Genomic DNA, 9,879 nt, shown 5'->3' on the forward strand with positions numbered 1-9,879 from the left:
CGGCGGGGTGAGGGGGCGCGAGGGTGCGCGGGAGGCGTGCGCGGGGGCGCGGGCACCGTTCGAGGTGACGTACTGCGGGACTTTCTGCCCTGGGGAGGCCCCGGGTGCGGGAGGATGGTGGACCCATGAGCCACAACGCCGCCGCCCCCGACATCTCCGGCCGCGCCGACCTGGACGTCGTGCTGCGCCGCTTCTACACGGCGGCCTTCGCCGACCCGCGGATCGGGCCGTTCTTCACCCAGATCGCCGGCACCGACCTCGACGTGCACCTGCCACGGATCACCGACTTCTGGGAGCGGGCCCTCTTCCGCAGCGCCGACTACCGGCGCGACGCCTTCGCCCCGCACGCCGCCCTCCACTCGGCCCGCGAGATGAACGCCGGGGACTTCGGCCGCTGGGTGCAGCTGTGGCGCGCCACGATCGACGGACTGCACGCGGGCCCGAACGCGGAGCGGGCCAAGGCCCAGGGCGAGCGGATCGCGCTGACCCTGCACAAGCGGCTCGCCGGCGCGGACGAGGAACTGCTGCGTGGCGAGGACGCGGTGGGCTTCGTACCGCTGGCCGCGCTGGAACTGCGCTCCCTCGCCTGACCTGCGGATTCGTCCTCCGCGAGGAAAATCCGAAAAAACTTCGCCGGGAGCGATGAGTTCTCCGGGGACCCGCGGTCTACCTCTCGAAAGCAACGGGAACACACCGAGAGAAGAGGGACCGCGATGTCCTCCACCATGATCTTCGTCAACCTGCCGGTCAAGGACCTCGACGCGACGAAGGCCTTCTGGGCCGGGCTCGGCTACTCCTTCAACGCCCAGTTCACCGGTGAGAACTGCGCCTCGATGCCGATCAGCGACACCATCGTCGCGATGTTCCTGACCGAGGCCCGCTTCAAGGAGTTCACCCACAAGGCCATCGCCGACACCGCCACCACCACCTCGGTGCTGCTGTGTCTGAGCGCCGAGAGCCGCACCGCGGTGGACGAGCTCGTCGACGGGGCCCTGGCCGGCGGTGCCACCGAGCCCCGCGCCGCCCAGGACTACGGCACCATGTACGGCCGCGCCTTCGACGACCTGGACGGGCACACCTGGGAGATCATGTGGATGGACCCGGCGATGGTCCAGGGCTGATCCCCGGTCCCGCCCTCACACGGAGGTCGCGGCGGTGCGCACCGGGTAGGTCCGCACCGCCACGGACTCGTCGTCCAGGCAGCGCCCCGTCTCCAGGTCGAAGCGCTGCTTGAGCAGCGGGGAGGCCACGAAGGTCCGCCCGTCGGCGCTGCCGAGCAGGCCGCGCGAGAGGACGTACGCCCCGGTGAAGGGGTCCCGGTTGGCGATGGCGTACGGGCGCCCCTTGCGGTCGAGGAACACCGCGGCCTGGCTCCCGTCGGGGAGCAGGGCCGCGACCCCGCGTCCGGGGACGAGCTCGGAGAGCTCGCACACCGTCAGCCAGCCTTCCTCCACCTGCAGTTCGACGGTCATCGGGTGCCTCCCAGGGATCCAACGGGCTCGAGGGTGAGGATGGTCAGGTCGGGCTTGACCTGGTCGCGCTCGGGGACGAACTTCACGGTCGGGTCGGGGGCGCCGGGAGCGTTGACGAAGGAGACGAACCGGCGCAGCCGCTCTGGGTCCTCCAGGGTCTCGGCCCACTCGTCGCGGTAGTGCGCCACGTGGTCGGCCATCAGCGACTCCAGCTCCGCGCACAGCCCGAGCGAGTCGTGCACGACCACGTCCCGCAGGTGGCCGAGGCCGCCCTCCAGCCGCTCCAGCCAGGTGGAGGTGCGCTCCAGCCGGTCGGCCGTGCGGATGTAGAACATCAGGAACCGGTCGATGAGCCGGATCAGCTCGGCGTCGGACAGGTCCTGGGCCAGCAGGTCCGCGTGGCGCGGGGTGGCCCCGCCGTTGCCGCCGACGTAGAGGTTCCAGCCGCTCGCCGTGGCGATCACCCCGAAGTCCTTGCTCTGCGCCTCCGCGCACTCGCGGGCGCAGCCGGAGACCGCCGACTTGAGCTTGTGCGGGGCGCGCAGTCCCCGGTAGCGCAGCTCCAGGTCGATGGCCATCCGTACGGAGTCCTGGACCCCGTAGCGGCACCAGGTCTGGCCCACGCAGGACTTCACCGTACGAAGGGCCTTGCCGTAGGCGTGCCCGGACTCGAATCCGGCGTCGACCAGGCGGGCCCAGATGCGGGGGAGCTGGTCGACGCTGGCGCCGAAGAGGTCGATGCGCTGGCCGCCGGTGATCTTCGTGTAGAGGCCGAAGTCGCGGGCCACCTCGCCGATCACGATGAGCTTGTCCGGGGTGATCTCGCCGCCGGGGATGCGCGGGACCACCGAGTACGAGCCGTTGCGCTGCATGTTCGCGAGGAAGTGGTCGTTGGTGTCCTGCAGGGCGGCCTGCTCGCCGTCCAGGACGTACCCGCTCGCGCCGAGGGTCGGGGCGAGCGAGGCGATGATCGAGCCCACGGTGGGCTTGCACAGCTCGCAGCCGTCGCCGCCGCGCGCGCCCTCGCGGCCGTGGCTGTCCAGGAGCTGCTGGTAGAAGGTCACGCGCAGGGTGCGCACGATCTCGTAGAGCTCGGCGCGGGTGAAGGAGAAGCAGTCGCACAGCCCTTTGTCGGCGGCGGGCGGCATCAGCTGGCCGATCACCTTCAGGCAGCTGCCGCAACCGGTGCCCGCCTTGGTGCACTTCTTCACCTCGGGCACGGTCGTGTGCGCGGTGATGTCCTTCTTGGTGACGTTGTGGCAGGAGCAGATCACCGCGGAGTCCGGGAGCGAGGCCGGGCCCAGGGCCACGGGCGCGCCGGCCCCGGCGGGCAGCACCAGCTGCTCGGGGGTGACGGGCGGCACGGAGCCGGTGAGCGGGCGCAGCAGGCCGTAGGAGTCGGCGTCGCCGACCAGGACGCCGCCGAGCAGGACGCCCTCGGAGGAGACGACGACCTTCTTGTAGACCCCGGAGCGGGAGTCGGAGTAGACGACGTCGAGGCTGCCGGCGGTGGCGCCGTGCGCGTCGCCGAAGGAGGCCACGTCCACGCCGAGCAGCTTGAGCTTGGTGGAGAGGTCGGCTCCGGTGAACTCCTTCTCGCGGCCGAGCAGGTCCTCGGCGGCCGTCTCGGCCATCTCGTAGCCGGGGGCGACCAGGCCGTAGACGCGGCCGTCGGCGGCGAGCGCGCACTCGCCGATGGCGTAGACGTGCGGGTCGGAGGTGCGGCACCGGGCGTCGACGGCGATGCCGCCGCGCTCGCCGACGTTCAGGCCGCTCTCACGGGCCAGCTGGTCGCGGGGGCGGACGCCGGCGGAGAAGACGACCAGTTCGGTGGGGACCGTGGAACCGTCGGACAGCTTCATGCCGGTGACGGAGCCGTCCTCGCCGGTGACGACCTCCTGCGTGCCGACGCCCGTGTGGACGGTGAGCCCCATGTTCTGGATGGTGCGCAGCAGGGCCGCGCCGCCGCCCTCGTCGACCTGGACGGGCATCAGCCGGGGCGCGAACTCCACGATGCGGGTGGCGAGGCCGAGGCCCTGGAGCGCGCCCGCGGCCTCCAGGCCGAGCAGGCCGCCGCCGACGACGGCGCCGCTGGTACGCGTCTTCGCGTACTCCTCGATCGCCAGGAGGTCCTCGATGGTGCGGTAGACGAAGCAGCCCGGGGCGTCCTTGCCGGGGACGGGCGGCACGAAGGGGTAGCTGCCCGTCGCGAGCACGAGGACGTCGTACGGGAACACGCGCCCCGAGCGGGAGGTGACGGTCCGGGCCTCCCGGTCGATGCTCTCGGCGGGGTCGTCGAGGTGCAGGTCGATCCCGTGGTCCTCCATGAAGGAGGCCGGGGTCATCGAGAGGTCCTCGGGGGTGCTCCCGGAGAAGTACGAGGTCAGGTGCACGCGGTCGTAGGCCGGTCGGGGCTCCTCGCAGAGCACGGTGATCCGGTGCGTGGCGGTGGCGCCGCGCTCGGCGAGCGCCTCCAGGTAGCGCTGGCCGACCATGCCGTGGCCGATGAGCACGATGGCGGGGGTGGGCGTGGGCGTGGCTGCGGCCATGATCAGGAGCCTCCGTCGTCGGTGAGCAGGTGGTGCAAGTCGGTGAGACCGTGCATGTCGGTGAGGGGGGCGCCGTCCTCCCAGCTGCGGGCGAGGGCGCCCACGCTGGAGAGCTCGCCGAGCAGGACCCCGCCGACCAGGCGGTCGCCGCGGACGACGACCTTGCGGTAGGTGCGGCGGGTGGCGTCGGCGAGGCGGACCACGTCGTCACCGGGGAGCGGGGTGGTCTCGCCGAAGGCGGCGAGGTCGAGGGGGCGGTCGCCGCCGGCGGTGAGGGTGAGGCGGGTCAGGGCGCGGGTTCCGGTGTATCCGGAGGGGGTGCCCGGGGTTGCGCCGGTGGTGGTGCCGTTGTTGGTGTCGGCGCTGATGCCTCGGCCGGTGCCGAGGAGGACCTTGGCGAGGGCCTCGGCCTGTTCCAGGGCGGGGCCTGCCAGGCCGTAGACCCGGCCCGCGTGTTCGGCGCAGTCGCCGATGGCGTGGATGCGGGGGTCGCTGGTGCGCAGCTCGTCGTCGACGAGGACGCCCTTGCCGACATCGAGGCCGGCGGCCAGGGCCAGGCCCGTGCGGGGCCTTACCCCGCAGGCCAGTACGACGATGTCGGCTTCGAGCCGGTAGCCGTCGGCGAGCTCGACCCCGGTCACGGTGCGGCTCCCCGCCGGGCCCCGGCCGGGGGCGGGGCGGAGCCCCGGCTGTGGCGTCGCAGTCGTCGTCAGGCCGCGGACTCGGCATTCCGTGTGGATTTCCACGCCCAGGTCGGTCAGGTGGGTCTGGAGGAGGGCCGAGGCGTCCGCGTCGAGCTGGCGTTCCATCAGGCGCTCGCCCTGCTGCGCCAGTACGACCTGCGCGCCGCGTTCGGCGAGGGCGCGGGCCGCCGAGACGCCGAGGAGGCCGCCGCCGATCACCACCGCGCGCACGCCGGGGCCTACGGCCGCGGACAGGGCCAGGCAGTCGTCCATGGTGCGGAACGCGTGGACCCCGGAGGGCAGTTCCCGGCCCTCGGGTTCGAACAGGCCGCGCAGTGCGGGCAGCACCGGGTTGGAGCCGGTGGCCAGCACCAGCGCGGCGTAGGGCTCGACCGTTCCGTCGTCGCAGTGCACCACCTGCTCGGCCCGGTCGATCCGCACCGCCCGCACGCCCCGGCGCAGCGCCGGGCCGGCGTCCGGCAGGGCCGTCACCTCCGGCGCGTACCGCCCGGCCAGGACCTCCGCGAGCAGGACCCGGTTGTACGGGACGTGCGGCTCCTCGCCGAGTACCGTGACGTTTCCGCCCAGCCGGGCGGCGAGCCGCAGGCCCGCGAGGCCGCCGCCGATCACCACCACGCGCTGCTGTTCCGAGGTCATGACACGAGCGTGCGCGGCTGCTGTTTCCCCTCGGCATCGCCCTTGTTACCCGGACGGAACGCCGACCTCAGCGTCCGGGTTAAGGGTCGGTGAGGCGTTCCTCAAGGCCGCCTTAAGGATCAACCGCCCGGCCGGGCGGCCGCCCGGACCGCCCTTAGCGTGGCTCGTATGCGAGATGCGGCGGTGCGGGTCAAGGGCGGGATGCTGGGCGGGGCCGGGGTCGTGGCCCTGCTGTGGGCAGCCCAGGTAAGGCCCTCCGCCCGGCTCGACGCGCTGTTCGCGACCGCCGCCCACCTGTCCGGGCTGCTCGCCGGGTACGGGGTGCTCGTGCTGCTGTTCCTGATGGCCCGGGTTCCCGCCGTCGAGCACGGGGTGGGCGCCGACCGGCTCGCCCGCTGGCACGCGCTGGGCGGCCGCCACGTCCTGCTGCTCTGCTTCGGGCACGGGCTCTTCGCGCTGTGCGGCTACGCCGTCCACGAGGGGGCCGACGTGCTCTCCGCCGTCCGGGAGCTGCTCGGCTACCCGGCCGTGGCCGCCGCGGTGGCCGGGACCGTCCTCCTGGCCGCCGTCGGCATCACCTCCGCCCGCTCCGTACGCCGCCGCGTCTCGCACGAAACCTGGCGCGGGGTGCACCTGCTGGTCTACCTCGCCGCCGCCCTGGCCTTCGCGCACCAGCTCGCCGGGCCCGACCTGGCCCTGGTCGGCTGGTTCTGGGCGCTCGCCCACGCCGTCGTCGCCGTCCTGCTCGTCTGGTACCGGGCCGTGGTCCCCGTCCGGCAGGCCCTGCGGCACGCGCTGCGGGTCTCCGAGGTCCGCGTCGAGGGGCCCGGGGTGGTCTCCGTCGTGGTCCGCGGGGAGCACCTCGCGGAGCTGCGCGCCGAGCCGGGCCAGTTCCTGCGCTGGCGGTTCCTGCAGCGCCGGCTGTGGCACACCGCGCTGCCGTTCTCCCTGTCGGCGCCGGTCCGCGGGGACACCCTGCGCATCACCGTGAAGGCGCTGGGCGGCCATTCCCGCCGGATCCGCCGGCTGCGTCCGGGCACCCGGGTCGTCGCCACCGGGCCCTTCGGGGCGCTCACCGCCGCCCGGCGGACCCGGCCCAAGGTGCTGCTGATCGCCGGCGGGGTCGGGATCACCCCGATGCGGGCCCTGTTCGAGACCCTGCCGGGCGGGCCGGGGGACATCACCCTGCTCTACCGGGCGGGGGCCGAGGAACACCTCGTCCTGCGCTCCGAGCTGGAGGCCATCGCCGCCGAGCGGCGGGCCGGGCTGCACTACCTGCTGGGGCGCTCGGACGCCGCATACGATCCGCTGGCTCCGCAGGCCCTGCTCGCGCTGCTCCCGGACCTCGCGGAGCACGACGTGTACCTGTGCGGGCCGCCCGGGATGGCGGACGCCACCCAGTCCGCGCTGCTGCGGGCCGGGGTGCCGGGCGGGCGGATCCACTCGGAGTGCTTCAGCTTCTGAGCCGCCGTCTGCCCGCCCGGGCCCGCCCGCTGAGCCCGTCTCCGTTTTCGTCCCCGAGAGGTCGCCGCACCATGCGCCACCCGCTGCACGTCGCCCTGTCCGTGCCCGTACGGCCCGGGGCCGGTTCCGGGGCCGCGGTTTCCGCCCGGCACCGCAGGCCCCGTACCTCCCCGGTGCACGCCGCGCTGGCCGCGCTGGCGCTCGTACCGCCCGCTGGGCGGCTGGCGGCCGGGCTGGGGCTGGCGAGCGTGCTGGCCGCGAGCGTGTTGACGGCGGCGGTGGAACCTTCGGCTCCGGTGGCCCCGGACCGGGCGCCGGCCCGTCAAAGCTCAACCTTTGCGCAAGTTTCCGGGGATTGATGGATGGTGCACCCAACTGCTCCGTAGGGTCGGTGCCGTGCCTGACATATCGACAACCATGATCATCGTGCTGTGCGTGGCCGCCGCCGCGGCGGGCTGGATCGACGCCGTCGTGGGCGGCGGCGGTCTGCTGCTCCTGCCGGCCCTGCTGCTCGGCCTGCCCAGCGCCCACCCCGCCACCGTCCTCGGCACCAACAAGGCCGTGGCGATCGTCGGCACCACGGGTGCCGCCGTGACCTATCTGCGCAAGACGCCGGTGGACGTGAAGCTCGCCGTCCGCATCGGCCTGGCCGCGCTCGCCGGCTCGATGGGCGGGGCCGCGCTGGCCGGCGGGATCAGCAAGGACGCGCTGCGTCCGATGATCATGGTCGTCCTGGTGGTCGTCGCGGGCTTCGTGCTCTTCCGGCCCGCCTTCGGCACCGCCCCCGGCGCGACCCCGGTCAGCCGGCAGCGCGTCCTGCTCGCCATCGCCCTGGCCGGCCTCGGCATCGGGTTCTACGACGGTCTCATCGGCCCCGGCACCGGCACCTTCCTGGTCCTGGCCCTCACCGCCCTGCTCCACCTCGACCTGGTCACCGCCTCCGCCACCGCGAAGATCGTCAACGTGTGCACCAACGCCGGGGCGCTCGCGATGTTCGCGTACCAGGGCATGGTGCTGTGGCAGCTGGCCGCGCTGATGGCCGCGTTCAACCTGGCCGGCGCCATGGTCGGGGCCCGGATGGCACTGAAGAAGGGCAGCGGGTTCGTGCGCGGCGTCCTCCTGACGGTGGTCGGCGCCCTCGTGCTCAAGCTGGGCTTCGAGCAGTGGGGCTGAGTCCGGGGCTCTGACCGGCGTAATGTTCCCGGCGTGCCCCACCTCGAGATATCCGACCTGATCACCGTCACGGACCCGCGCACCGGGGAGAGGCTGCCGGTCCTGCGCGACGACGTGATCCGCAGGCTCCGGGAATCGGGGGACCCGCGCGCGGCCCGCATCGTCGCCCGGATGCCGGCCGGACCGGACGGCGTGCTCGATCCGCTCGCCGTGGACCGCCTGATGATCGGCGTCCACACCGAGATGCAGCGGCTCAGCGAGGAACTGCGCATCGACGAGCGGCTCGTGCACGTGATCGGCCCGCTCTTCGAGGCCATCCGCGAGATCGCCGGCCGGCGCGGCCGGTTCCGGCTCGTCGACATCGGCTCCGGACTCGGCCACCTGATCCGCCGGCTCGCGGCCACCGGAGCCCTGGGACCGGGCGTGGAACTCATCGGCGTCGACCTCGACGCCGCACTGGTCGCCGAGGCCGAACGGCTGGCCCGCGCCGAGGGGCTCGACTGCCGGTTCGTCCACGGCAACGCCTTCGACCTCCCCGAGATCGCCACCGTCTACGTCTCCACCGGGGTGCTGCACCACTTCCGGGGCCGGGCGCTCACGGAGTTCTTCGAGGCCCAGGCCGACTCGCCGGCCCTCGCCTTCTGCCACTTCGACATCGCCGCCACCGGGCTCGCGCCCCTCGGCGCCTGGATGTTCCACCGCGCCCGGACGCGCCACCCGCTCGGCCGCCACGACGGGGTCGTCTCCGCCCGGCGCGCCCACTCCGACGAGACCCTGCTGCGCGCCGCGAACGTGCCCGGCATCCGGCCCCTGGTCTACGAACCCCGCTTCCTGGCCAACCCCTTCTGCACCACCCTGCGCCCGGTCATCGGCGTCCGGCCGGAGCTGGAGGAGCCGCTGCGCCGGGCCATGGGCCGCTCCTCGCGCCGGCTCGTGGGCCCCGAGCGGCCGGGCCCTGACGGGCAGGGGCCGGGCAGCGGTCAGTCCGACGGCAGCGGGGCCGGCGCCTCCCTCGGCGGTACGCGGTGAATCCGGACCTCCCGCTCGCCGTCCTCGGCGCGCTGGTGGCCGGGGGCGGCCGGAGCTCCCTGCTCGTGGGCGTCGTCGCGGGCGCCGCGGTCCTGTGCGTCGAGCCGTTCGTGCACCGCCGTTGGTACGCGCCCGCGTTCTGACGGGGTCCGGCCCCGCGGGTGGGGCCGCGCGCGGGCCTCAGTACGTACCGGTCAGGTGGGCGAAGACGACCACGTTGCCTTGGTAGCCCGTGCGCGGGGAGAAGCCGCCGCCGCAGGTGATGACGCGGAGCTCGGCCCGCGGCGAAGACCCGTAGACGCGGGAGTCGGGGAAGGCCCGGGCGTCGTAGACCTCGACCGCGTGGACCGTGAACACGGCCGTACGCCCATCGGCGCGGGCGACCTCGATCACGGCTCCCCGGCGCAGCGCCCCGAGGTGGTAGAAGACCGCCGGCCCGGTGGCGTTGTCCACGTGCCCGGCGACGACCGCGGTACCGGTGGCGCCCGGGGTGGTCCCCTCGCGGTACCAGCCCGCCAGGTCCCGGCGGGCGGGCGGCGGGACTTCGAGGCTGCCGTCGGACTGGAGGCCGAGGCCGGTGAGCGGGGCGTCCACCCGGATGGAGGGGATCTTGATGCGGGTGGGCGGGGAACCGGGGAGCGGGGCGATGGCCCCGGGGTACTGGGCGTGGGCGCTCAGCGCCTCGCCGGGGGAGGGCAACGGGGGCCGGACCTGCTCGCCGGATCCGCTGCCGACCAGCCAGACGCCGATGCAGGCGGCGAGTGCCACGAGCCCGCCGGAGCGGGCTCGGTTTGCGTCCATCGCGGGCCCCCTTGCCGTCGCGCCTTCGTTCTCTCTGTGGTGACTGGCCGT

Annotated in this window: 10 protein-coding genes; 6 read left to right on the forward strand and 4 right to left on the reverse strand. The window is 73.8% G+C overall.

Translation table 11 applies throughout. The features are described from left to right. The first annotated feature begins 125 nt into the window (after positions 1 to 125). Together ACWGDE_RS31285 and ACWGDE_RS31290 are read left to right on the forward strand one after the other, a co-directional pair. Positions 126 to 590, forward strand: a complete 465-nt coding sequence (locus ACWGDE_RS31285; RefSeq protein ID WP_453392401.1) for a group III truncated hemoglobin — start codon at positions 126 to 128, stop codon at positions 588 to 590. A gap of 123 nt (positions 591 to 713) precedes the next feature. Next, positions 714 to 1,121 carry a VOC family protein gene (locus tag ACWGDE_RS31290; protein WP_453392402.1) on the forward strand — a complete coding sequence of 136 codons (408 nt, stop codon included), beginning with the start codon at positions 714 to 716 and terminating at the stop codon, positions 1,119 to 1,121. Between the two features lie 15 nt (positions 1,122 to 1,136). On the opposite strand, the gene nirD is transcribed toward ACWGDE_RS31290, so the two are convergent. From nirD to ACWGDE_RS31305, 3 genes are read right to left on the reverse strand one after another with little or no spacing between them, the layout of a single operon-like run. After that, the gene (gene nirD / locus ACWGDE_RS31295) at positions 1,137 to 1,472 is read right to left on the reverse strand and encodes a nitrite reductase small subunit NirD (protein WP_453392403.1); all 336 of its coding nucleotides are present in this window, start codon (positions 1,470 to 1,472) and stop codon (positions 1,137 to 1,139) included. After that, positions 1,469 to 4,021, reverse strand: a complete 2,553-nt coding sequence (gene nirB, locus ACWGDE_RS31300) for a nitrite reductase large subunit NirB (RefSeq protein WP_453392404.1) — start codon at positions 4,019 to 4,021, stop codon at positions 1,469 to 1,471. Before nirB ends, nirD begins: the two co-directional genes overlap by 4 nt. Positions 4,022 to 4,023: 2 nt before the next feature. After that, positions 4,024 to 5,361 carry an NAD(P)/FAD-dependent oxidoreductase gene (locus ACWGDE_RS31305; RefSeq protein ID WP_453392405.1) on the reverse strand — a complete coding sequence of 446 codons (1,338 nt, stop codon included), beginning with the start codon at positions 5,359 to 5,361 and terminating at the stop codon, positions 4,024 to 4,026. A gap of 168 nt (positions 5,362 to 5,529) precedes the next feature. Here ACWGDE_RS31305 and ACWGDE_RS31310 point away from each other — a divergent pair, with 168 nt between their 5' ends. From ACWGDE_RS31310 to ACWGDE_RS31325, 4 genes are all read left to right on the forward strand, one after another. After that, positions 5,530 to 6,825 (forward strand): ferredoxin reductase family protein, encoded by a 1,296-nt coding sequence (locus tag ACWGDE_RS31310; RefSeq protein WP_453392406.1) that lies wholly within the window; start codon positions 5,530 to 5,532, stop codon positions 6,823 to 6,825. A gap of 396 nt (positions 6,826 to 7,221) precedes the next feature. Further along, complete coding sequence (locus ACWGDE_RS31315) at positions 7,222 to 7,998, forward strand: sulfite exporter TauE/SafE family protein (protein WP_453392407.1); 777 nt, start codon at positions 7,222 to 7,224, stop codon at positions 7,996 to 7,998. Positions 7,999 to 8,031: 33 nt separating this feature from the next. Continuing rightward, complete coding sequence (locus ACWGDE_RS31320) at positions 8,032 to 9,027, forward strand: class I SAM-dependent methyltransferase (protein WP_453392408.1); 996 nt, start codon at positions 8,032 to 8,034, stop codon at positions 9,025 to 9,027. Next, on the forward strand, positions 9,024 to 9,170 hold the full coding sequence (locus tag ACWGDE_RS31325) for a hypothetical protein (RefSeq protein ID WP_453392409.1): 147 nt from the start codon (positions 9,024 to 9,026) through the stop codon (positions 9,168 to 9,170). Before ACWGDE_RS31320 ends, ACWGDE_RS31325 begins: the two co-directional genes overlap by 4 nt. A 37-nt stretch (positions 9,171 to 9,207) precedes the next feature. Here the strand turns inward: ACWGDE_RS31325 and ACWGDE_RS31330 are convergent, their stop codons facing one another. Beyond that, positions 9,208 to 9,828, reverse strand: coding sequence for a class F sortase (locus ACWGDE_RS31330; RefSeq protein ID WP_453392410.1), 621 nt, complete (start codon positions 9,826 to 9,828; stop codon positions 9,208 to 9,210). Positions 9,829 to 9,879 lie beyond the last annotated feature (51 nt).

This window comes from Streptomyces sp. NPDC054956 (genome assembly GCF_053609185.1).